At 64.5% G+C, this 22,970-nt stretch carries 14 protein-coding genes and 2 pseudogenes; 14 read left to right on the top strand and 2 right to left on the bottom strand.

Annotated elements, in window-relative coordinates:
• The first annotated feature begins 22 nt into the window (after window positions 1-22).
• The 8 genes and pseudogenes from OC534_RS03785 to OC534_RS03815 all read left to right on the top strand — a co-directional run bounded on the left by OC534_RS03785 (window position 23) and on the right by OC534_RS03815 (window position 13,101).
• Window positions 23-2,167, top strand: a complete 2,145-nt coding sequence (locus tag OC534_RS03785; RefSeq protein ID WP_262071389.1) for an alpha-glucuronidase family glycosyl hydrolase — start codon at window positions 23-25, stop codon at window positions 2,165-2,167.
• A gap of 62 nt (window positions 2,168-2,229) precedes the next feature.
• Window positions 2,230-4,146 (top strand): sialate O-acetylesterase, encoded by a 1,917-nt coding sequence (locus tag OC534_RS03790; protein WP_262071419.1) that lies wholly within the window; start codon window positions 2,230-2,232, stop codon window positions 4,144-4,146.
• Window positions 4,146-5,837 carry a glycoside hydrolase family 43 protein gene (locus OC534_RS03795; protein WP_017355158.1) on the top strand — a complete coding sequence of 564 codons (1,692 nt, stop codon included), beginning with the start codon at window positions 4,146-4,148 and terminating at the stop codon, window positions 5,835-5,837. The genes OC534_RS03790 and OC534_RS03795 overlap by 1 nt, the downstream gene beginning before the upstream one ends.
• Window positions 5,837-8,533, top strand: coding sequence for a glycoside hydrolase family 3 protein (locus OC534_RS03800; protein WP_262071390.1), 2,697 nt, complete (start codon window positions 5,837-5,839; stop codon window positions 8,531-8,533). The genes OC534_RS03795 and OC534_RS03800 overlap by 1 nt, the downstream gene beginning before the upstream one ends.
• A pseudogene (locus OC534_RS19295) lies at window positions 8,526-10,007 on the top strand (MFS transporter); the annotation flags it as partial. The gene OC534_RS03800 and the pseudogene OC534_RS19295, both read left to right, overlap by 8 nt.
• A 33-nt stretch (window positions 10,008-10,040) precedes the next feature.
• Window positions 10,041-11,006, top strand: coding sequence for a glycoside hydrolase family 43 protein (locus tag OC534_RS19300; RefSeq protein ID WP_316044049.1), 966 nt, complete (start codon window positions 10,041-10,043; stop codon window positions 11,004-11,006).
• Window positions 10,996-11,850, top strand: a complete 855-nt coding sequence (locus OC534_RS03810) for an aldose epimerase (protein ID WP_262071392.1) — start codon at window positions 10,996-10,998, stop codon at window positions 11,848-11,850. Before OC534_RS19300 ends, OC534_RS03810 begins: the two co-directional genes overlap by 11 nt.
• A 789-nt stretch (window positions 11,851-12,639) precedes the next feature.
• Complete coding sequence (locus OC534_RS03815) at window positions 12,640-13,101, top strand: hypothetical protein (RefSeq protein ID WP_164133642.1); 462 nt, start codon at window positions 12,640-12,642, stop codon at window positions 13,099-13,101.
• Between the two features lie 69 nt (window positions 13,102-13,170).
• Here the strand turns inward: OC534_RS03815 and OC534_RS03820 are convergent, their stop codons facing one another.
• Window positions 13,171-14,088: a DNA-binding protein gene (locus OC534_RS03820; protein WP_197596075.1), complete on the bottom strand. Its 918-nt coding sequence runs from the start codon at window positions 14,086-14,088 to the stop codon at window positions 13,171-13,173.
• A 103-nt stretch (window positions 14,089-14,191) separates the two neighbouring features.
• Here OC534_RS03820 and OC534_RS03825 point away from each other — a divergent pair, with 103 nt between their 5' ends.
• The 6 genes from OC534_RS03825 to OC534_RS03850 all read left to right on the top strand — a co-directional run bounded on the left by OC534_RS03825 (window position 14,192) and on the right by OC534_RS03850 (window position 21,556).
• Window positions 14,192-15,280: a site-specific integrase gene (locus OC534_RS03825; RefSeq protein ID WP_235645422.1), complete on the top strand. Its 1,089-nt coding sequence runs from the start codon at window positions 14,192-14,194 to the stop codon at window positions 15,278-15,280.
• A 122-nt stretch (window positions 15,281-15,402) separates the two neighbouring features.
• Entirely contained in the window at window positions 15,403-16,512 is a 1,110-nt protein-coding gene (locus tag OC534_RS03830) for a hypothetical protein (RefSeq protein ID WP_235645423.1), read from the top strand.
• A 288-nt stretch (window positions 16,513-16,800) separates the two neighbouring features.
• A complete protein-coding gene (locus OC534_RS03835) occupies window positions 16,801-18,360 on the top strand; it encodes an adenylate/guanylate cyclase domain-containing protein (protein WP_235645424.1) in 1,560 nt (519 codons plus the stop codon).
• Complete coding sequence (locus tag OC534_RS03840) at window positions 18,347-20,053, top strand: ThiF family adenylyltransferase (RefSeq protein WP_185741878.1); 1,707 nt, start codon at window positions 18,347-18,349, stop codon at window positions 20,051-20,053. The genes OC534_RS03835 and OC534_RS03840 overlap by 14 nt, the downstream gene beginning before the upstream one ends.
• Entirely contained in the window at window positions 20,050-20,610 is a 561-nt protein-coding gene (locus tag OC534_RS03845) for a Mov34/MPN/PAD-1 family protein (protein WP_235645425.1), read from the top strand. Before OC534_RS03840 ends, OC534_RS03845 begins: the two co-directional genes overlap by 4 nt.
• Before the next feature lie 19 nt (window positions 20,611-20,629).
• Window positions 20,630-21,556: a TIR domain-containing protein gene (locus OC534_RS03850; protein ID WP_235645426.1), complete on the top strand. Its 927-nt coding sequence runs from the start codon at window positions 20,630-20,632 to the stop codon at window positions 21,554-21,556.
• A gap of 361 nt (window positions 21,557-21,917) precedes the next feature.
• On the opposite strand, the pseudogene OC534_RS03855 reads toward OC534_RS03850, so the two are convergent.
• A pseudogene (locus OC534_RS03855) lies at window positions 21,918-22,958 on the bottom strand (NAD(P)H-quinone oxidoreductase).
• Window positions 22,959-22,970 lie beyond the last annotated feature (12 nt).

The raw sequence follows: 22,970 nt of genomic DNA on the forward strand, positions 1-22,970 counted from the left end.
TCATCGGTTGCTGGGTGCCGCGATGGTGTTATTTGCCTGTGCGGGCAATGCGCACGCGGAGGATGGATACGCCCTGTGGATGCGCTATGTGCCGCTTGAACCTGCGCTCGCGGCGGACTACCGCAGGCACCTGGCACAGGTGGTCGCCCCTGATCAGACGCCGGCCCAGCGTGCCGCGCGCGATGAGCTGGCGCGCGGCCTGACGGGCCTGCTTGGCAGCGCGCCACCCATGCAGGGCGCGGCGGCCGGCGGCGCGACCCTGGTGCTGGGTACGCCGGACTCCTCTGCCTTGATCGCGCCGCTCCGCCACGAGATCGACACACTGGGTGACGAAGGCTACCTGCTTCGGCATGCACGGATGGACGGACGCGACGTGCTGGTGGTGGCGGCCCGCCACGATACCGGGGTGCTGTACGGCGTGTTCCACCTGCTGCGACTGCTGCAGACAGGCGCGTCGCTGGACGTGCTTGAGGTGCGCGAGTCGCCCCGGCTGCGGCTCCGCGTGCTCAATCACTGGGACAATCTGGATGGCCATGTCGAACGCGGCTATGCAGGCCGCTCGCTGTGGGACTGGCAGACGCTGCCGGAATGGCACGACCCACGCTACACAGACTACGCGCGCGCCAATGCCTCGCTCGGCATCAACGGCACGGTGCTGAACAACGTCAACGCGAGCGCGCAGAGCCTGGCGCCGGATTATCTGGCCAAGGCAGCCGCGCTCGCCGACACGTTCCGGCTGTACGGCATCCGCGTGTACCTGAGCGCGCGCTTCAGTGCCCCCGTCGAACTGGGTGGACTGCCCACCGCCGATCCGCTCGATCCCGGCGTACAACGCTGGTGGCGCGACAAAGTCGGCGAGATCTACGCGCGCATCCCGGATTTCGGTGGCTTCCTGGTCAAGGCCAATTCGGAAGGTCAGCCCGGCCCGCAGGATTACGGCCGAACGCATGCCGACGGTGCCAACCTGCTGGCCGGCGCGCTGGCGGCGCACGGCGGCGTGGTCATGTGGCGCGCCTTCGTCTATGCCCATGACGTGCCTGCGGACCGGGCCGCGCAGGCGTATACCGAATTTGCCGACCTGGACGGGGCGTTCCTGCCGAATGTGATTCTTCAGATCAAGAACGGGCCCATCGACTTCCAGCCGCGCGAGCCGTTCCACCCGCTGTTCGGGGCCATGCCGCGCACGCCGCTGATGATGGAAGTCCAGATCACCAAGGAGTACCTCGGCTTCGCCACCCATCTGGTGTATCTCGGCCCGCTGTACCAGGAAGCACTGCGGTCCGACCCTCGCATGCGCGGCCAGGGTGACACCGTGGCGCAGTCGCTGACCGGCATGGCGGGCGTGGCCAACATCGGCAACGACCGTACCTGGAGTGGCTCGCATTTCGACCCCGCCAACTGGTACGCGTTCGGCCGCCTGGCATGGAACCCGCATCAATCGGTCCGCGACATCGCGGCGGACTGGGCGACCATGACCTTCGCGCAGAATCCCGGCGTGGTGCAGCCCATCGTCGAGATGATGATGGGTTCGCGCGAGGCCGCAGTGAACTACATGACCCCCCTGGGCCTGCACCACCTGATGGCGCGCGGGCACCACTACGGGCCCGGCCCCTGGGTCGATGGCGGGCCGCGCGCGGACTGGACCTCGGTGTACTACCACCGGGCCGACCGCAATGGCATCGGCTTCGACCGGACCGCGCGTGGCAGCAATGCCGTAAGCCAATACGCACCGGAGGTGGCCGCCCGCTATGGCGACCTGGCGCAGGTTCCGGAGCCGCTGCTGCTGTGGTTCCACCACGTCCCGTGGGACCACCGCATGACCTCCGGGCGGCCGTTGTGGGATGAACTGGTCGGGCGCTATTCGCAGGGCGTGCGCCAGGTGCAGGCCATGCAGGCGCTCTGGGCAACCCTGGGCCCCGGTGCGCCCGACACCAACGCGCGGGGCGCCGCTCCGCCGCCGCACGGCGTGGACCCGCAACGGCACGAACAGATCGCGGCCTTCCTGCGCATCCAGTTGCGCGAGGCCCAGTGGTGGCGCGACGCCAGCGTGGCGTACTTCCAGTCGGTGAGTGGCAGGCCGTTGCCAGCCGGCGAAACCGCGCCGCCACACCCGCTGGCCTGGTACCAGGCCCTGCAGTTTCCCTCCGCACCCGGAGATGGGCGATGAACCCAGGAACGTGGTGGAACGGCATCGTGGCGGCCACGCTGGCGTGCTGCGCCACGCCGTCAATGGCACAGGATACGGCCACCGCGTTGTTGCATCCGCTCTTCCAGGACCACGCCGTGCTGCAGCGGGACGAGCCGATCGCCGTCTGGGGCCGCGCCGCGACCGGCACCGCCGTGTCCGTGGCGCTCGCCGGGCGCACCGTCACCACGCGCGCCGATCCCGGCGGCCGTTGGCACGCAACGCTGCCGCCCACTGCCGCTGGCGGGCCGTACGAGATGTCCGTGCGGGCAGGGCAGGTGAACCGTGTCGTGCGTGACGTGCAGATGGGCGACGTCTGGTTGTGTTCCGGGCAGTCGAACATGGAGCTTCCGGTGTGGCGCACGCTCGACGCGGCCAGCGAGATCGCCGCCGCCACGCATCCGTCGATCCGTCTGTTCACCGTATCGAAGGCGGCAGCTGTCACCCCACAGCACGACGTCCAGGCACCCGCAGCATGGCAGCCTGCGTCGCCGGACACCGTGCGCGAATTTTCCGCAGCGTGCTTCTACTTCGCGCGGGAGCTGCAGCAGACCGTCAACGTGCCGATGGGCCTGATCCAGGCAGCGTGGGGCGGCTCGCGCATCGAGGCATGGACCAGCAGCCCTGCGCTCCGCACGCAGGGCGGCATGGACCCGGCGCTGGATGCGCTTGCGCTGTACGCGCGCGATCCCGCTGCGGCGACCCGGCGATGGGGCCGGCACTGGCAGCAGTGGTGGACGACGCGCGAAGGTGCCATCGCCGGCGATGCGCCCTGGCAGCCTGACGCGGGCGGCACCGGTTGGCAGGACGCACCGTCCACGCTGGGCGCGTGGGAGCGGTGGGGCGTGTCGGCGCTGTCGGACTACAACGGCATGGTCTGGTACCGCACGCAGGTGACCCTGACCGCCGCGCAGGCGGCGCAGGGCGCGCGACTCGAGCTGGGGCCGGTTGACGAGACCGACATGACCTGGGTCAACGGCGTGGCGGTGGGCAGCCAGTACGGCCCAGGGCAGGCGCGCTCCTATCCCCTGCCAGCGGGCCTGTTGCACGTCGGCGTGAACAGGGTCCTGATCAACGTGCTGGACACCTATGGCGACGGGGGGCTGGCAGGCCCTGCGGATGCCCACGCAGTGCACCTGGACGATGGCACGCGCATCGTCCTGGACGCGCCCTGGCAGTACCGCGCAGCACCCGGTGCAGCAGCGCCGCCCCCTGCACCGTGGCAGGCCGCCGCAGGCCTGTCGACGCTCTACAACGGCATGATCGCGCCGCTGGGCAACTACGGAATGCGCGGCATGCTGTGGTATCAGGGCGAATCCAACACAGCGGATGGCCCGGCCTACGCGGCAAAGCTGCGCAGCCTGCGCGAGGACTGGCGCAGCCGGTTTGGCGCGCGGATGCCGTTGCTGGTGGTGCAGTTGGCCGGTTACGGCGCGCCGCCCGTGGCGCCGGCGGAGAGTGGCTGGGCACAGGTCCGCGAGGCACAGCGACGGGTCGCCGCGGAAGATCCGCACAGTGGGCTGGCGCTGGCCATCGATATTGGCGACGCCTACGACATCCATCCGCCCAACAAACAGGTGCTGGGCCGTCGCCTGGCGAGGCTGGCGCGGCATGTGGTCTACGGCGACCGGACCGTCGACCCGTCCGGGCCCACCGCACGCAGGGCCTCGCGCCTGCAGGGCGCGGTGCGGATCGTGTTTGACGACGTCACCGGCACCCTGGTCACGACCGGCGCGAACGGTCCCATCGGCTTCGAGCTCTGCGATGCCGAGGCGCGGCACTGCACCTATGCCGACGCCGTCCTGGACGGGCGCGAGGTGGTCCTGCGCAGTCCGCAGGCAGCGCCAGGCGCGCGCGTCCGCTACTGCTGGGCCGACGGCCCGGTCTGCACGCTGCGCGACAGCCGTGGCGCCCCGGCAGGGCCCTTCGATCTTTCCCTCACCAACGCGGAGGACCGCTGATGCGTCTGCTGATGGCCACACTGTTCCTGCTGCTGTCCACGACGGCGGCGCCACTGCGGGCCGCGCCTGCGCCACCGGTGTACTTCGAGTGGTTCGAATACGTTGGCCGCGATGCGGCCTTTGAAGCACCGCTGCCGGCCGGGTACTACCGCAACCCGATCCTGGCCGGATTCCACGCCGACCCGAGCATCGTTGGCGCGAAGGGCCGGTTCTACCTGGTCAATTCCAGCTTCACCTATTTCCCGGGCATCCCGGTGTTCGAGAGCGTTGACCTCGTGCACTGGACGCAGATCGGCAACGTGATCGACCGTCCGACCCAGGTGGACTTCGATGGCCTGAGTGTGTCGCGCGGCATTTTTGCCCCGGCCATCGCGTACCACGACGGTGTGTTCTATGTGGTCACCACGGCGGTCGACAGCGGCGGCAACTTCATCGCCACCGCGCGCGATCCCGCCGGCCCCTGGTCCAACCCGCACTGGCTGCCGGGCATCGGCGGCATCGACCCATCGCTGTTCTTCGACGAAGACGGCCGCGTTTACCTGCTCAACAATGACCTGCCCCCCGGCCCACCGCGCTACGAGGGCCATCGTGCGATCTGGATGCAGCAGCTGGATCTGCCGTCGTTCGAGCCGGTGGGGCCGCGCCGGGTACTGATCGACGGCGGGGTGGACCCGGCCAGCAACCCGATCTGGATCGAGGGACCACACCTTTACAAACGCGAGGGCTGGTACTACCTCTCCGACGCCGAAGGAGGTACCGGGCCGCAGCATTCCCAGGTGGTCCTGCGCAGCCGCGACGTCTGGGGGCCGTACACCCCGTATGCGGGCAATCCGATTCTCACCCAGCGCGATCTGCCCGACGACCGGCCACGGCCGATCACCAATGCCGGGCATGCCGATCTGGTGGAAGGTCCGGACGGCGCCTGGTGGGCGGTGTTCCTTGCCAGTCGCAACTACCAGACACGCCACTACAACACGGGACGGGAGACCTTCCTGCTGCCGGTGCAATGGCGTGACGGCTGGCCCGTGATCCTGCCGGCTGGCCAGACCATCCCGTATGCGGTCAAAGCGCCGTCATGGATGCAGGGCGAGGCCAGGCAGGCACCCTCCACCGGCAACTTCATCGACCGCGACGACTTCGATGCCCCCACGCTTGGCCGCGGCTGGTTGCGCGTGCGCGTCCCCAGGCAGCCGTGGGCGGACCTGCGCGCGCGCCCGGGTGCCTTGGCCGTGCATCCCCTGGCGGAGAATCTGGATACGCTGCGCAATCCCGCCTTCCTCGGCCGCCGTCAGCAGCATCTGCGCTTCGAGGCCAGTACCGAGATGACGCGCCCGGCGGCAGGCGTGGCGGCAGGCCTTGCCGCCTTCCAAAGCGAGGCCTACTGGTACTTCCTCGGGGTGCGCAGCCTTGGCGAAGACCGCGTGGCGGTCTTCCTTGAAGTGCGCGACGGAAACGGCGTACCGCGGACGCTGGCCAGCCGGACGCTGGACGCGACCGCATCGCTGCGCCTGAAGGTTGCCGGCAACGAGGGGCACTATGCGTTCGCGTTCGACACGGGCGATGGCCGGGGGTGGCAGACCCTCGCCGCTGACGTGGACGGAACGGTATTGAGTACGGATCGTGCAGGCGGCTTTGTTGGCGCGCTGCTGGGACCATTCGCACGCGACGAGCGTGCCTTGAGGAGCAGATGATGACGCGCAGGCTTTCCCTTTGCAGTGGCCCTCGCGGCCCCGTCTTCCGCACCGTGGTGCTGTGTGCCGCCCTCGGGCTGGTCACCGTCGGGCACGCCGCGTCGCCCGCGCCGTGGCTTGATCCGTCGGCCAGCTTTGAGGCCCGCGCCGCCGCGCTGGTGGCGCAGATGACCCTGGAGGAGAAGGTCGGGCAAATGCAGAACGCAGCACCCGCCATCGAACGTCTTGGCGTGCCCGCCTACGACTGGTGGAACGAAGGCCTTCACGGCGTCGCACGGGCAGGGCAGGCCACCGTGTTTCCGCAGGCCATCGGCCTGGCCGCCACGTTCGACGTGCCCTTGATGGGGCAGGTGGCGACCACCATCAGCGACGAAGCGCGCGCCAAGCACCACCAGTTTCTCCGGGAGGGCGCGCATGGGCGCTATCAGGGGCTGACCTTCTGGTCGCCGAACATCAACATCTTCCGCGACCCGCGATGGGGGAGGGGCCAGGAAACCTACGGCGAGGACCCATACCTCACCGCGCGCATGGGCGTGGCCTTCGTGCAGGGTCTGCAGGGCGACGACCCGGTGTACCGCAAGCTGGACGCCACGGCCAAGCACCTCGCCGTACACAGCGGCCCCGAGGCCGACCGTCACCACTTCGATGCGCGCCCCACCCGGCGCGACCTGTACGACACCTACCTGCCGGCATTCGAGGCACTGGTGAAGGAAGGGCAGGTGAATGCCGTCATGGGTGCCTACAACCGCGTGTACGGCGAGTCCGCCAGCGCCAGCCGCTTCCTGCTGCGCGACGTACTGCGCCGCGACTGGGGCTTCAAGGGCTACGTCGTGTCGGACTGCTGGGCCATCGTCGATATCTGGAAGCATCACCACATCGTTCCCACCCGCGAGGCCGCCGCCGCACTGGCAGTGAAGAACGGTACCGAGCTGGAGTGTGGCCAGGAATACGCCACACTGCCGGCCGCGGTGCGCCAGGGCCTGATCAGCCAGGCAGAGATCGACGAAGCGGTGACGCGTCTGTTCACCGCCCGGATGCGGCTGGGCATGTTCGACCCGCCGGAGCGCGTGAGGTGGGCACGCATCCCCGCGTCGGTGAACCAGGCCCCCGCGCACGATGCGCTGGCCTTGAAGGCCGCACAGGAGTCGCTGGTGCTGCTGAAGAACGATGGCGTGCTGCCGCTGCCACGGACCCTGAAGCGGATTGCCGTGGTCGGCCCGACCGCCGATGACACGATGGCGCTGCTCGGCAACTACTTTGGTACCCCCGCCGCACCGGTGACCATCCTGCAGGGGATACGTGACGCGGCAAAAGGCGTCGAGGTGCGCTATGCGCGTGGCGTGGACCTGGTCGAAGGGCGCGACGATCCCGCTGCGACCCCGCTGATCGAGGCCGCGTACCTGCGGCCCTCGGCCAGTTCACCGGAACGCGGCCTGCGCGGTGAGTACTTCCGCACCGCCGACCTGTCCGGAACACCGGCGCTGGTCCGCACCGATGCCCAGATCGGATTCCGCTGGGATCGGGGGTCACCCACCGACAACCTGCTGGCCCGCGGTGAAGCAGCGCCGGGGCAGGGCATTCCGAACGATGGCTTCAGCATCCGCTGGAGTGGACAGCTGCTGCCACCGGTGTCGGGTCGCTACCGCATTGAGGCCGCCGCCGACGACGGCTTCCGCCTCTACGTGGACGGCAGGCGCGTGCTGGATCACTGGAAGCAACGTGATCGCCTGCATGGCGATGGCGTGGAGCTGGACCTGCAGGCCGGCAAGGCCTACGACGTGACCCTTGAGTACTTCGACGCCGAGCGCGACGCAGCCGTGCGGCTCGGCTGGCGCATGCCCGGCGCGAAGCCGCCGTTCGAGGAGGCACTGGAGGCCGCCCGGAGCGCGGATGTGGTGGTGTTCGTCGGCGGACTGACCGGCGATGTCGAGGGCGAAGAGATGACGGTCAACTACCCGGGCTTCGCCGGCGGCGACCGCACCGACCTGCGCCTGCCCGCCACCCAGCGTGCGCTGCTGGAAGCGTTGCACGCCACCGGCAAGCCGGTGGTGGTGGTGCTGACCGGCGGATCGGCGCTGGCCGTCGAGTGGGCCCAGGCAAACCTGTCCGCGATTCTGATGGCCTGGTATCCAGGGCAACGCGGTGGCACGGCCGTGGGTGACGCGCTGTTCGGCGACGTCAATCCCGCTGGCCGGCTGCCGGTGACGTTCTATACAGCGGACCAGACGATGCCCGCGTTTGACGACTACACAATGGAAGGCCGCACATACCGCTATTTCCGCGGCACACCGCTGTATCCGTTCGGTCACGGGCTGTCCTACACCCGGTTCGGATACGGCACGCCCCGCCTCGACACGTCACGGATCGCCGCAGACGGGACGCTCAATGTGCAGGTGGAGGTGGCCAACATCGGCAAGCGCGCAGGCGATGAGGTGGTGCAACTGTACGTGCGGCGGCTGCAGGCCGCTCCGGGAGAGGCGCAGCAGGCACTGCGCGGCTTCCAGCGGATCCATCTGACCCCCGGCGAACGGCGGACCGTGGCGTTCGTCCTGGATGCGCCCCAGGCGCTGCGCCACTACGACGACGCGCGCGGCGCATACGTCGTGACGCCCGGGGCGTACGAGGTGCGGATTGGCGGTTCAAGCGCCGATACCCGGGTGCAGGCCGGGTTCACCGTGGAGGCGGCCCGTGACTGAACCTCGCCGCGCGGAGCCCTCCAGCCACACGCTGTCGATCCTGGAAAAGCTGGGCTACAGCCTTGGCGACCTCGCTGCCAACCTGATCTTCCAGACCCTGATCACCTACCTGGCGTTCTTCTATACCGATGTATACCGGCTGCCGCCCGCCACCGCGGCCACGATCATTTTCGTGATCGGCCTGATGGGCGCCTTCGTGTTCACACCGCTGATCGGCATTGCCGCCGACCGCACGGTCAGTCGCTGGGGAAAGTTCCGGCCGTGGATCCTGTGGACAGCGATCCCGTTCGGCGCGCTGTCGCTGCTTGCCTTCAGTACGCCCGAACTGGGTGAGCGCGCCAAGGTCATCTACGCCGTGGTGACCTACGGGCTGCTGATGCTCGTGTACGCCGCCAACAACCTGCCGTACTCCGCGCTCAGCGGGGTTCTGACCGGCAGCATGGCCCAGCGCAACAGCCTGTCGGCCTACCGCTTCGTGGCGGTGATGATCGCGCAGTTCATCATCCAGGTCCTGCTGCTGCCGCTGGTGCTGATCCTTGGCGAGGGCGACCGCGTGCTCGGCTTCGAACGGGTGATGACCGTGTTCGCCGTGGTGGGAACGCTTTTCTTCCTGATCACCTTTGCCACCACGCGCGAGCGGATCGTGCCGGCCAAGGAGCAGACCGGTGGTGTGCTGCAGGATCTGGCCGACCTGGTGCGGAACCGGCCGTGGAAAGTGATGCTGGCGCTCACGGTGCTGGTCTTCATCAACCTGGCCCTGAAGGGCGGCACCTACGTCTATTACTTCCAGTACTACATGAGCGAGAGCGCCCTGGCGGGCTTCCTCGACAGCTCCGGCTTCAACCACTTCATTGCAGGACTGAATGCGGTACTCAACGGATGGAGTCTGTCCGGTTTCACCTGGCCCACGGACCCGGCGACGTCGGCGTTCAGTCTGTTCAACGCCTGCGGCATCCTCTGCATGATCCTCGGGATCGGCATCTCCCGCCGCCTGGCCGACCGCTTCGGCAAACGCGATGTCTTTGGCGGTGCATTGCTGGTATCCACCGTGTTCCTGCTGGCGTTCTACTTCTTCCCGCCTACCGCCGTGGCCGTGGCCTTCGGCGCCTTCATGCTGCACGGCTTCTGCTACGGCATCACCATCCCGTTGCTGTGGGCGATGATCGCCGACGTCGCGGACTACTCCGAATGGAAGAACCATCGCCGCGCCACCGCGATCATCTTCTCCGCAATGCTGTGCGGACTGAAGATAGGGCTGAGCATCGGGGGCGCGCTGGTCGCCGGCATCCTCGCGCACCACGGTTACACGGCCGGCCTCGAACAGCAGCCCCAGGCCGTGGTGGATGGCATCCGCCTGACCGTGAGCGTGTACTGTTCCCTGCCGTTCCTGGTGGCGGTTGCGCTGCTGTTTCTTTACAGGATCGACAAACGCATGGAGACCCGCATCGAGCAGGAGCTGCTGCAGCGCCGCCAAGGAACGAACCTTGACCATCTGGCGGCACATGCGATCTCCAAGCCACTGGTGACTCACATTTACACGGCCGACCCGTCGGCGCATGTGTTCGGCGGGCGCCTGTACATCTACCCGTCACACGACATCGACGGCGGCGCCCCGTTCGATGATGAGGGCGGTCACTTCGGTATGGAGGACTATCACGTATTCCGGATGGACACGCCCGACGGCGAGGCAACGGACTGCGGCATGGCACTGCATCTGCGTGACGTGCCCTGGGCCGCAAAACAGATGTGGGCACCGGACGCGGCCACACGCGACGGCCGCTACTACCTGTACTTCCCGGCCAAGGACGGGCAGGGGACGTTCCGCATCGGCGTCGCGGTAGCTGATCGTCCGGAGGGGCCTTTCAAAGCCGAACCCGAGCCGATGGCGGGCACCTACTCGATCGACCCGGCGGTGTTTGAGGACGACGACGGTGCGCACTATCTCTACTTCGGCGGCATCTGGGGCGGGCAACTGCAGAAGTACCGCGACAACTGCCATGACGCGTCGCACGAGGAGCCCACCGGCGGTGCGGCAGCGCTGGGCCCGCGGGTTGGCCGGCTGGACGTGGGCATGACCCGGCTCGCGGAGCCCACGCGGGAAGTGATCGTTCTGGACGAACACGGGCAGCCCCTGCGCGCCGATGACCACGCGCGTCGGTTCTTCGAGGGCGCGTGGATGCACAAGTACCAGGGCCGGTATTACCTCTCGTACTCCACAGGCGATACGCACCTGCTGTGCTACGCCGTCGGCGACAGCCCGTATGGACCGTTCACCTATCGCGGCGTGATCCTCACCCCCGTGGTCGGCTGGACCACACACCACTCCATCTGCGCCTTCGAGGGGCAGTGGTATCTCTTCTACCACGACGCGCTCTTGTCCGGCGGCGTGACCCACCTGCGCTCAATCAAGGCCGCGCCGCTGCACATCGAGGCAGACGGCAGCATCCGGACCCTCGATCCCTATGGCGCCTGATACGCCCTCGCCGAAGGACGACGCGCGGGCCCCGCTGCCGGCTGGCCGGCTGCACGGGTTGCGGTCAGGCCTGCTGGAGGTCGTGCTTGCCCCGGACGCCGGCGGACGCATTGCCCAGCTACGCTACGACGGTGTGGCATGGCTGGTGGGCGAGCAAGCGGGTGGGGCGGGGACGCCAGCCATCGCCTGGGGGTGCTATCCGATGGTTCCGTGGGCGGGGCGCATCCGGCATGGGAGCTTCACCTTTGACGGCAGGCGCCGTTCGCTGCCCGCGAACTTCGATGCCCACGCGATTCATGGCGTCGGTTTTACCCGGCCGTGGCACATCGACAGCCTCGACACGGACACCGCCAGGCTGTCGTTGGCACTGCCCGAGGATGACTATTGGCCATTCGGAGGCAGGGCAACCCAGACCCTTCACCTGCAGCCGGATCGCCTGCATCTCCACCTTTCCGTTGAGGCCGGCCATCAGGCAATGCCCGCCGTGATCGGCTGGCATCCGTGGTTTCGCAAGCCGGATCGCCTGCAGTTTGCCCCCGGCACGATGTATCCACGGGATCACGAGGGCATTGCCACCTTGCCGTGCGTGAGCCCGGCGCCCGGGCCGTGGGATGACTGTTTCATCAACCAGGCGGACGTGCTGCTCGCATCTGCCGGCCAGCAGCTACGGATTCGGGCCGATGCCGATCATTGGGTGATCTATGACGGCGCACCGCACGCGACCTGTGTCGAGCCGCAGACGGGCCCGCCTGATGGTTTTACGTTGGCGCCGAACCGACTGGAGCCGGGACAACGTCTGGAGATGGAGGTTGAACTCAAATGGGAGAATCGATGCGTGAGGTAGCATCGACGGTGCGTTTGGAACTCTGGGGCTGGTCGGGGGAGTTCTGGTGAAGTCAGCTGGGTTGGCGTCCAGGCGTTGGTGGAGAGCGGCCTGGCTCCATCTGTGAGTTTACATAATATACATTATGCGAAAAAGTGGTAGTTATTGAGGTGTTGCGTTGAGAAGACCTTCTAGGCCTACTTGACCGCAACAGTGACGTGATAAATGGTACAAAATCATGTTGCTCTCTTGATTGACGGGGAGAAGTTGCCCCACCTACTACGGAAAGTCGCCCCATTTGCTACGAAAAGTCGCCACACATTTGGTGGAACTTCCATCAAGGCGCCCCTAATTCGACGAAACCGCGAAACTGTTGCCCCAGATCTGGTCTAACGGCGGATTGGCGGGCAAATGGATTAGCTGGAGGAGCTCGGGCGATTCGGTTCGCCCTTTGGAGGCCATCGTGTTCCTCGTTTGTTGCAGCATGCACAATCCAAAGGTGTTCGATGGTCTGGCAGGTCGGGCCACGTATGCGCTGGATCCGAATCGTCCGCTAGAGACAGGTGTTCATTGCAGTCATTTTCAGCGTGCCATTGCAGAGTTTTTAGCTTTTGAGGCAGACAATTTCAGTACAAGACGAACCGTTGCAGACATTTTTGGTTGCTGGTTGCCGCAAGGTTGAAAGTATTGAAGCCCGCCCGACCCGTGTATTGGCGCCTAGGCGCCTGATTTGGGCCGGAAGCTGGCGCACATTTCTTCCGGCTTGCTAGACTCACATCCTGTGTAGTCTCTACAATTCGAGGCGGCTGGATGCACTTCGGCACCTTTACGCCCGCTCAACGGGTCTTCCTCGATGCGGCTACCGCGCGACAAGCACTTGCCTCGCAGTGGCTGAGCGCCGCCCAGGTCAGTCAGGGGCTTGGCTCTCATGCGCCCAGCGGTAGCCACCTGGTCAGCCGGTTGCGCCGCGCTGGCAAGCTCTTGGGGGCCTACGTCACCCGCCCGTCGCCCAGTTACCGGTATCCGGCTTGGCAATTCCTGCCGAGCGGCCAGCCTGTGGACCACTTGGCCGAGATTTTGGCTTTGCTGCGGGAGTTCGGTCCTTTTGAGCGCGAGTTGGGCGGACTGCGGCGAAGCACTTATTGGGGAGAGGTCGAGTGGTTCCTGTCGCCTCACGCGACGCTCGATGGCGCGGCTCCATCCCAAATTTTGGCCGCGGCCCCCTGCCGCGTTCTGCGGGCCGCGTGTATGGAGTTTCAGGGAGACGCCTGACGGTGCAGCCGATGCGCTGGAAAGCGTTTAGCGTTCTGCCTCCCTTGCAGGCATCTGGCTGCTATGTTTTCACTGTTTCGAGCGTTTCCTTTTGGGCCGAACATCAGCACTGATGCGAATTTCTTCGGATCGTTTGAGTGCTGCCTCTAGCTGCGTTGGGAGATCTCGGAGGCTCGAAAGTTGCCCCTCTAGAGCGTCACATCTGCCGCGTAGGATATCCGCCGACTGACTGGCTGCTGCGGCCGCCGATTGGGCGGTCTGGAGATTCTGCCGCAGTTGGTTCTCAAGGGTCCTGTGGTGTTCGGATGTCTTGCTTATTTGCGCCTGAAGATCCTTCACCTCCTGGCGTGCTCGATCTACATCGCTCAGCGCCCGATTCTCGACAGATCTGACGTACTCGGTCCAATCCTCTCGCTCAGATTTCGCCGTTTCCAGCGCTTCGTGAAGCCGGGCATCAAGATGCTGTGTTGCTGCCTCAGCTCGATCGGCTCTTCGAAGCCCGAGATCGCGCTGCTCCGTGAGCTCTGAGATCTGCAGGTGTAGCTGCTCGACCAGCCGCTCCAGTTCTGCAGCTCGCGTACTAGCCACACGTTCGCCGGCGATAGCAGTGGCGCGCTCTGAGTTCATTTGACTCAGTTCGTCAGCTACGACCCGTGACCTGGCATCTAGCGCTTCACGTTGGGTAGCCAGCGACTGCTCAGTCTCTGCGAACTCTCGAAGGGCTGCCTCCCTAGCGTGCTTCAGCGCGAGTTCCCACCATTGCCCGGCCAGTTCCGCCAACACCGCCGGGGCGTCTTCAAAGTCCGGACGTCGTTGCTGCAGGCGTGTGCCGAGTCGATTCCACCAAGTCTCTAGCCAGCGAGTGACTGTGTTCGGAGAGCCGGTCCCCAAGTGAGTCCGGATTCGCTCAACGGTTGGGCGCTCGCCCTTGGCCACCAGTTCGTCGGCGGCGGTGTGGACGTCTGATTCGGTGATACCGCGGGCCATGCGAAGTCTCCTGTACTGGCGCCCTGCTCTGCTGGTAGCCTACTCGCGATAAGTGATGATTATCGCGGGTATGATCTTCTAAACGTAGCGTAAGCTACATAGTATGAAAAATATTTCTACAATTTCCGCACTTGCTGCGACGGCCACCTGCCTAGCACTGCCCGAACAGCTGGCCCAACAGGCTGCCGATGCGGTCCGCGAGTTGCTGGCCGAAGCCGCAGCCGAGAACACGACCCGCAGCTACACCAGCGCCCTGCGCTACTGGGCCGGCTGGCACGCGGCGCGCTACGGCATCGGGTTGGCCTTGCCGGTACCCGAAGCCATCGTGCTCCAGTTCGTAGTCGATCACGTACAGCGCCGCTCGACCGACGGCGAATTGGCCTGGGAACTTCCACCAGCCGTCGACCAGGCCTTGGTGGCCGCTGGCCTCAAAGCCAAGGTCGGCCCGTGGACCTTGGCCACCGTGCGCCATCGCGTTGCCGTGCTGTCCACTGCGCACCGGCTCAAGCACGTGGCCAATCCCTGCGAGCAGCCGGCAATTCGCACCGTGCTCAGCCGCGCGGCGCGGGCCGCGGTTAAACGCGGCGAGCGCCCACGCAAGAAGACTGCGATCACCCTGGCCGAGCTGGAGGCCATGTTGGCCACCTGCGACGACAGCCTGGAAGGAATTCGGGATCGCGCCCTACTCTGCTTCGGGTTCGCTAGTGGCGGCCGCCGGCGCAGCGAGATCGCCGCTGCCGACCTGCGCGACCTGCGCCGGATTGGCGAGGCGGGTTATATCTACCGGCTGGAGCACAGCAAGACCCAGCAGGCCGGGGTTACGGCCACCTCGACCCCGGACAAGCCGGTGCTTGATCGGGCCGCCCTCGCCCTGCAGGACTGGCTGGACGCAGCCGGGATCACCGAAGGGGCTATCTTCCGACGGCTCTGGAAGCAGCGCGTCGGCCCTGCCCTGTCCCCGGCCGCGGTCGGCGAGATCGTGCAGCGGCGGGCGCGATTGGCCGGGCTGGAGGGGGATTTCGGCGGGCATAGTCTGCGGTCGGGATTCGTGACCGAGGCCAGCCGCCAAGGCGTGGCGCTGCCGGCGATCATGCAACTGACCGAGCACCGGTCGGTGTCCAGTGTGGTTGGATACTTCCAGACCGGCAGCGCATCCGCGAATCCTGCCGCTCGCCTATTGGAAGATGGCTAAAGCCGCATCAGTGATCGCCGTGGACCTTCGTTCGAGCGTCGTGGAATGATCGAAAGCCTGGGCAGCAGATACCGGGCCGATTCTGGTTACGATACCGAAACACCTCAGCCCGGTATTGACGCATGGGACAAGCGGTTATCGCCGACAACTGGTCGCTGCAGATTGTGGCGGAGCTGCTCACCGACGGACTCGACCGCGATCAGTGTCAGCTGCTGCAGGTCACGTCTGACGGCGCTCCGCGACTGACGTCGGCGCCCGCGGCGGCCATCGCACTGGAGTGCCTGTTCGACCTGCTCACTGACTTGGTCCTGCGCGACCAGATCCTGGTCGAGGCCGCTCACATGGACACGTGGCAGCGCGCCGGCCATGTATTTGCTCCCGCCACCCGCCTGGGGGCCCTGCGCGGCTACGACTTCCAGCCGCGGGATCCAGAACTAGGGGCGGTGCGTGATGCGTTTGTCGAGCGTCTGGCGTTTACGGCGCCGCTTCGCGAGCTCCACGCGCAGTACACGACCGTCTACCGTGAGCACGGGTTCAGCTCGCACCCACTGGAGTCGCAGATCTTGTGGGGCGGCGCTGGCATGCTGGCGCGCGCGGTCAAGTTCGACGTGCCCTACACGCCGCACCCGGCACGGCGCCGCTTTTACCAGATCGCCGGCGTCGCACTACCTGACGCCAGCGCCGCCGATCGCACCCTCGACATGGTGCGTACCAGCCGGACCAAGCTGCAGCGGCGTGAGACGCGCAATGAATCGCTGATGTCCCTTCGGTTGATGCTCGACCCGATCCCGTTACAGGTGATCCGTGAGGTGGACAGCCCCGCGGCCTTGATTGCCGGTGCCGTGGCGCTCCGCGACCGCTTCCGGCCAGTGCGTGACTGGCTCGGACTGTACCAGCAGCACGTCAACAACCCTAGTGGCGCCCCGATCTCCACTTACGAGCGCACGCTGGTGGGGATCGCGCGCGGGGTCGACGACGCCCTGGCCAGCGCGGGGCTCGATCAATCGTCGATGAGCGTGGGCTTTGACGGTTTCAGCCTATCTTGGGACCCGGCTGCGATATGGCGCAAATACCGCAACCGGCTCGGCGTGCGCGCGATGATCAATCAGCTGGTGCTCGCCCCCGACGGCCGCGCCGAACTGAAGAAACTGCTGGGCTGGTTTGGTGCTCAAGGGACGGCGGTCGAGCTCGCCGTGTTTGAGCATTTTGGACGCACGCATTCAGGGGAATAAGAGGTCAGCGATTTCTTGCAGTTCCTACGAGAGCAGACGTCTGTCCAAGTCCGTCGATGGGGGGGGCTTGAAATGCGCGCATCCGTCACAAATCATAAACATGAACGTGGACGGTCATGTGGGCGCCCTCCGGGGGGCAAACCGCACGTAAAACGCCCGTCGCGTGTCTTGCGACGGACAGGGAACACCGTTGCCAACAAACTTGAGCCAAGGAGCTCCATCTATGTGTAGGCACGTCGGTCCGGAATCACTGCAAGCCCACCATTTGGCCACGTCGGAGGTGCGGCCATGAGTACCCGGACGTGGAACAAGGATCGCGCCGCCAAGCGCATTCAACAAAAGATCGACGAAGTCGCGTTGAAGGACTTCCAGATCAAGAATTATGTGCGCGACACCGACTTACACCGCCTGGCCAAGAATGTGGCCTACCGGGTCGACGGCGTACACCTGTATGCGGACATCCTCAATTTGAAGGACATGCTGCACGTCACGCAGGTGGAAGGCGAAACCTGCCATCGCCGCGTCCTGCGCTTTTTGAATCTCCACTATCGTGCGGTCGAGCGCATCCTCAACAACGAGGAGGCTCTGCTGATCGACTTCCACAACCAGCGCCTGCACTCAGTCGTGACGAAGCCCTACGACGACGAGGCCAAACGCATCCATCGCGCCATCGCCATCGGCCAGTTGATGATCGACGTGCTCGCCAAGACCGGCGAGGATGCCGACCATCCTGCGGCAGCGGTACGCGTCGGTATCGACACGGGCCAGGCGCTTGCCGTCAACAACGGGCGCCGCGGCCACCGTGAGCCCTTGTTCCTGGGTGAGCCCGCCAATCACGCGGCAAAGCGTTCAGGTGGTGGGTCGGCCACGGGCATCTATTTGACCAACAAGGCGCGCAATGCCATCGGCTTGGCTGCCGACGCCAATGAGGACGCAACGGCCCTCACGACTGAGGAGATCGCCAACAGCCAAGCGATCGCCCAGCTCTCAAGCACCGTCGACGGTGTGGTCAAGGACTGGAAGGCCGACCTTGATGCCAATCCGATTGGCAAGTTCGAGTTCAGTGGACACACCCCCCCGTTTGCCGATCTTGACCTGGAAACGCTCTCGGTCAAGAACTCCCGCCGACAGGACGCCGCTACCGTCTATGGCGACATCGATGGATTCACCAAGTACGTAGGTACCAACATCGCCGATGACGAGAAAGCCAAGCACGTCGTCCGTGCGCTGCGCGTTCTCCGTAGCGAGTTGGATGCCGTGCTGCACGAGGACTTCAAGGGTCGCAAAGTCCGCTTCATTGGCGACTGCATTCACGGTCTCTTGGTCGAAGGCACGGCACAGACAACCGACGTCGAGCGCACGATCAGCACGATGGTCCTGTGCGCAGGCGGCATGCGCAGCAGTTTCGACTTGGCGCTGGCCAAGTTGAATGAAGTGGGCACGGATGCCTCGAGCCTCGGCCTGCAGGTGGGCTTCGAATATGGCCCGATGACCGCAACCCGTCTGGGCATGAAGGGGGATCTCATTCGCTGCTCGGTCAGCCGCGGCACGCTGGTCGCCGAAGCGGAGCAAGGTCGCTGCAGCGGCGCTGAGACTGCGATTGGCCAGGTCGCCCACGACAAGGGCTCGAAAGCGGTGCGGACGATCTTCGGATCGACGCGCAAACGCAAAGGCCTTGACTACGCGACGGCGGTCGACGAACTGGCCGCGAAGGATGACAAGACCGCGCGTGTGGCCAAGGCAGCCGCGGCTGCCGGCGCTCTGCTGCAGCCGGCGACGTCTGCAGCCGATCCGTATGCCTTCCGTAATTCGCCGAGCGGACCGGCCAAACCCAATGGCTTCGCTTAGTCTCTGGTTTCTGGCTGATCAGGCGCGCTTCCGTCGTGAGCGTGAAGCGCTGGTCGAATTGGCCAACCGGACCGATTGGCTGAACCTGGGTCCCTGTCGATTTGATGCGGGATGCATGGTGGTGGACTGCGACATAGACATTGGACACCAGGTCTATCAGGCCGTTCTTCGGTTTCCAGAAACCTTCCCCCACTCCCCTCCCTCAATACGGCCGCGTGACGGACAAGGGCGGTGGTCGATCCATCAATTCGGGGATGGCGGCGATCTGTGCCTGGAGTATCGCCCCGACAACTGGTCACCGGAGCTCATGGGGTGGCAGATGGTGGAGAGCGCCTATCGCCTGCTGCAGGGCGAGAACCCCGCTCCGAACGAGCATGCGCGCGTAGCGTCAGCACATCGGACCACGGAAGGCCAGCGCCTTCGCGCCGCATTCAGTCGCCTTCCGCTTACGCGTGCCCTTGAGGAACGCCTGAGTCAGTTGCTTCCTGGCGCGGGTGTTCGAGGCTCGTCAGTCCTCTATCTGACTGAGGACAACGTAGTTCGCTTCATTACCGGACTCGGTCTTCCTGGCGAAGACCCCTGGATGGATCCCGATGTGCCGTCGATGCTGGGATCTGAAACATGGAAAGCGCGTGTTTATGTGAGGCGTCTGATGGCTCATGAATCCCTTCCATCCACAGCCTCTTACGCCGATTTTACTGCGGGTTCCGAGCCCCTGGGATGGCAGGCGGCCGACCAGCTTCTGATTGTCCTGAAGGACGACGCCATTCATGCGTATCACGCGTTCGACGACCATGCCGCCCCGGTCTCCGTCATACGCGCTGCGCCCGTTGCGGCGCGCCTTAGCGACGAGCATCGCCTTCTGGCGGACAAGCGCGTCGCCGTTCTTGGATGCGGCTCGATGGGCAGCAAGATTGCGACCATGCTTGCTCGCGCCGGCGTCAAGAAGTTCGATCTCGTGGATGACGACATCCTTGGCGCAGATAACCTGGTGCGCCACGATCTGGACTGGCGTGAGGTCGGCCAACACAAAGTAATGGCTCTTGCCAATCGCATTCGCCGCGTACGGCCCGGCGCCGAAGTGCGTGTGCGCACCCAACAATTGGCGGGCCAGGAGTCCAGCCGTTCCTCCGAGACCATTCTGTCGCGACTGGCAGAGTGCGATCTCATCATGGACGCGACGGCGAATCCAGCTGCGGGCAACATCCTTTCAGGGTTCACTCAGGCCACCAATATCCCGTTAGTATGGGCAGAGGTTTTTGGGGGGGGCGTGGGCGGTCTAGTCGCACGGCATCGCCCGGGCATTGAGCCTCCGATGCCCCTGATGCGTCGTGCGATTGAGAATTGGTTTGCGGACAGAGGCGTCGCCTCGGAACTTCAGGTCGAAAACTATGAAACAGGCGATGAGGCGCCCATGGTGGCGGACGACGCCGACGTGACGACGATTGCAGCCAATACGGCGCGCATGGCCATCGATGCGCTTTTGGGGAGAGATCCATCATATTTCCCGTGGTCGATCTACGTCATGGGCCTATCGCCCTGCGCCCTGTTCGCCCAGCCCTTTGAGACCCATCCCATCGCTTTGCCCGAGCCACCTCCAGCCGTCGCTGAGACTGTGCTGACCGAGAAGGAACTTGGCGAGGAGATTTCCTTCTTGCAGCGGGTCCTGGCCGGGCCCACCGAGTTCACATGAGGATCCGTATTCCTGCTTTTGTCATAGAGAAGCTAGAGCGGGAGCTGAAGACGGCCCGTGGACGAGAAATTGGCGGTGTGCTTGTTGCAGAACGCTTGGGTGGAGACGAATTTCTGATTGCTGGCCTTTCTGTGCAGCACAGCGGTGGCTCCAGTGTCTTTTTCGAACGTGACCCGGCGGAGCATCAGGCCTTTCTGGCGGACTTCTTCCATCGAACGGACCATGACTACGCGAGATTCAACTATCTTGGTGAATGGCACTCACACCCAAACGTCGCCGCAGTCCCGAGCGTAAAGGACGTACTGTCTATGCAGGAGATCGTCATGGACCCAGCGGTTAACACGCCGTTCGCGGTGCTCCTGATCGCGCGTAGGCGGCTCTTTCGTGGCCTCGACTTGTCGGCGACAGAATTTCGCCCAGATAGGCTTCCTTCCCCAGTCGCCTTGCTCGCAGGTGATGGAAGTACCAATAATAAGGGCTTTAATGAAGTACGGCCGCGCGCCAGTCGCCGACTGCCATGGTCCTCGCCCGTCTCGACCCTCAGAGTAGATCCATAACCAACGGCAGAGCACAGTCATGAAGGAACGGTTTGAAAAGACAGGCACGCTGGTTGACGCGCTGCTGGCTCAGCGCATCATTCAGGGGAATCGTGAGCTTGCGTCCAAAATTGCTGAGGCCGGAACGCTAGTGGAGTGTCCGCCGGGTAAGAACCTTATCGAACAAGGTCAGACCGATCGCGACGTCTACTTTGTCCTGACCGGAAAGCTCCGAATCATTGTAAATGGCGTCCGTCATCACACACGCGAGGCGGGCGATACGGTGGGGGAGATGTCGGCGCTCAACCCTACCATTTCTCGTTCCGCCACGCTCTGTGCCGAGGAATCCTGCGTAGCGCTCAAGGTGGATGAAGCCTCGTTCGTCGCTGCGCTGGACGAGCATCCTATTTCATGGCGACTCATCGCATCCGATCTCGCCAGGCGCATTGAACAGCGAAATCGCTACGTAAATAGAGCCAATGCGCGACCTAGAGTCTTCATCGTCAGCTCTGTCGAGGCACTGACGATTGCAGATGAAATCCAGTTGGCTTTGCAGTATGCAAACTGCGTCGTTATTCGATGGAGCGACGATGAAATATTTCCCGTCGGCGCCTATCCGATCGAAGCGCTCGAGGAGCAGGTAAGCTCCTCGGACTTTTGCATCGCTATCGCGAGCGCAGACGATATCGTCAGGGCTCGACATCGCCAGCAGGCCGCACCCCGAGATAATGTCATCTTCGAACTAGGCTTCTTCATGTCGAGCATTGGTCGGCATCGGACGCTGCTTTTGGTTCCACGGGGCAATGACATCAAGATCCCCACGGACTTCAAGGGCATTACGCCGATCTCATACGATGACAACACCGAGGACCAACCGCTTTCGTCGGCTCTGGGGCCCGCTGTTACGCAGATCAAGAAGACCATCGAGAAGCTCGGCGTGCGATCTTCACTCCAGATCGCAAAGTAGTGGCCGGGCTCAAGCGGGGCTGGTTGTAACTGCCTGATGCCTTCGTTTCAACCTCTGTTCCGCTGCCAGCAGCGCGAGATGACGAAATTAAGGATGGGGAACTGTATGCGAATGATCGAACGTTTTGAAGGAGACGCCGGCAGGCGTCTCCTCGTTGATGCACTGACCAAGCAAAAGATGGTAGGTGGGAATGCGCCCGTGGATGGACCTGTCAGAAGAATTGACCATTACTCTGGGCTTGGACAAGCGCCAAGTCACTAGCAAGTCGCTCCATCATCGGCACTCATAGCGCCCAAAATGCTCCTGCCCGAATGACGGCTTTGGGTCGGCTGCGGCTCCGCGCTACCCCCGATAAATCTTCCTAATCCCCCCCACCAACGCTCGCAGCGGAGGTAGTCAGTACGATCTTGCCAACATGCCGACCCGAGTCGAGCAACTCGTTGGCCTCACGCGCGTTCTCAAGTGGAAAGGTTCGGTAGATCTGTGGCTTGATCTGCCCCGTTTTCATGTATGGCCACACATGTTGCTCGAGCTCGGCAATGAGCGCGGGTTTCTCCGCATCGGGACGCGACCGCAGCGTCGAGCCGATGTGGGTAAGGCGCTTGACCATCAGTGGTCACAGGTTGAGCTCCTTGGCCGGGCCCTCGAGCGCGCTGATCTGTACGATGCGACCGTTCATCGCCGCAGCAGCGAAGTTACGTGCAACGTAGTCGCCGCCAATGATGTCGAGAATCAAATCAGCGCCTATACCACCGATGAATTCCTCGACTTTTGCGACGAAATCCTCTTCTCGATAGTTGATCGCGTGATTCGCGCCGAGCCGCATGCTCGCGTCCCGATTTGCTTCGGAAGAGACGGTAGTCATGATGTTGGAGGCGCCCATGGCTTTGGCAATCATCGTCGCAGTGGTACCGATGCCGGAGGTTCCTCCGTGGATCAGTACCGAGTTGCCTGCCTGCAGCTTGCCACGCTGCATTAGGTTGAGCCATACGGTTAGAAAGGTTTCCGGCATGGCCGCTGCTTCGACCAAGTTGAGACCCGCTGGCAGTCTCATTGTGACGGCCTCATTGGCGATCGCATATTCCGCATAGCCGCCACCGGTAAGCAGCGCGCAGACGAGATCGCCAGGCTTGAAGACGTGCACCGCGGCGCCCACTTCGATGACTTCGCCGGAGACTTCAAGGCCGGGAATGTCGGAGGCGCACGACGGGGGATGGTACTGGCCCTTACGTTGCAGCACGTCGGCTCCATTCACGCCGGCAGCCGAGACGCGAATCAAGACCTCGTCCGCGTCGGGACGCGGCACGGGGCGCCGCACGGGAATCAGCACCTGGGGGCCGCCGGGATGGCTGATTTCGATCGCCGTCATCTCGGCGGGCATACGGGAAAGTGCATTGGACATGGTGTCTCCCAA

The organism is Stenotrophomonas sp. Marseille-Q5258 (genome assembly GCF_946900935.1).
In the GTDB taxonomy this organism is placed as follows: Bacteria; Pseudomonadota; Gammaproteobacteria; order Xanthomonadales; family Xanthomonadaceae; genus Stenotrophomonas; species Stenotrophomonas nematodicola.

What these genes read in the sequence shown, in the direction of transcription:
- OC534_RS03785 (WP_262071389.1), top strand. Translation starts at nt 23, where the DNA reads ATGGTGTTATTTGCCTGTGCGGGCAATGCGCACGCGGAGGATGGATAC.
- OC534_RS03790 (WP_262071419.1), top strand. Translation starts at nt 2,230, where the DNA reads ATGGCACAGGATACGGCCACCGCGTTGTTGCATCCGCTCTTCCAGGAC.
- OC534_RS03795 (WP_017355158.1), top strand. Translation starts at nt 4,146, where the DNA reads ATGCGTCTGCTGATGGCCACACTGTTCCTGCTGCTGTCCACGACGGCG.
- OC534_RS03800 (WP_262071390.1), top strand. Translation starts at nt 5,837, where the DNA reads ATGACGCGCAGGCTTTCCCTTTGCAGTGGCCCTCGCGGCCCCGTCTTC.
- OC534_RS03810 (WP_262071392.1), top strand. Translation starts at nt 10,996, where the DNA reads ATGGCGCCTGATACGCCCTCGCCGAAGGACGACGCGCGGGCCCCGCTG.
- OC534_RS03815 (WP_164133642.1), top strand. Translation starts at nt 12,640, where the DNA reads ATGCACTTCGGCACCTTTACGCCCGCTCAACGGGTCTTCCTCGATGCG.
- OC534_RS03820 (WP_197596075.1), bottom strand. Translation starts at nt 14,088, where the DNA reads ATGGCCCGCGGTATCACCGAATCAGACGTCCACACCGCCGCCGACGAA.
- OC534_RS03825 (WP_235645422.1), top strand. Translation starts at nt 14,192, where the DNA reads ATGAAAAATATTTCTACAATTTCCGCACTTGCTGCGACGGCCACCTGC.
- OC534_RS03830 (WP_235645423.1), top strand. Translation starts at nt 15,403, where the DNA reads ATGGGACAAGCGGTTATCGCCGACAACTGGTCGCTGCAGATTGTGGCG.
- OC534_RS03835 (WP_235645424.1), top strand. Translation starts at nt 16,801, where the DNA reads ATGAGTACCCGGACGTGGAACAAGGATCGCGCCGCCAAGCGCATTCAA.
- OC534_RS03840 (WP_185741878.1), top strand. Translation starts at nt 18,347, where the DNA reads ATGGCTTCGCTTAGTCTCTGGTTTCTGGCTGATCAGGCGCGCTTCCGT.
- OC534_RS03845 (WP_235645425.1), top strand. Translation starts at nt 20,050, where the DNA reads ATGAGGATCCGTATTCCTGCTTTTGTCATAGAGAAGCTAGAGCGGGAG.
- OC534_RS03850 (WP_235645426.1), top strand. Translation starts at nt 20,630, where the DNA reads ATGAAGGAACGGTTTGAAAAGACAGGCACGCTGGTTGACGCGCTGCTG.